At 41.7% G+C, this 206-nt stretch carries 1 pseudogene; it reads right to left on the bottom strand.

The window, feature by feature from the left end:
• Positions 1-206: pseudogene (locus tag EFT72_RS19550) on the bottom strand (transposase); the annotation flags it as partial.

Consider the following 206-nt stretch of genomic DNA (forward strand, 5'->3'; position numbering starts at 1 on the left):
TGGCTTGTGTTCCGGAAGTAACTCAAGTGCATAAACCTGCTCACCAATACAACTGAAGAGTTCACCGTTGAATGATCTGATTACCATTGCTGTGGTGCCCTTACGATGGTGTACAGCGATCCCTTGATTGTTTACAGGAAGATAGTATTCATTTTGATATTTCAGGCAGCTTCCATTATCTATCTTTCTAGAAGATAACACCGCCA

The sequence above is a fragment of the Clostridium sp. E02 genome (assembly GCF_003833015.1).
Classification (GTDB): Bacteria; Bacillota; Clostridia; order Lachnospirales; family Lachnospiraceae; genus Lacrimispora.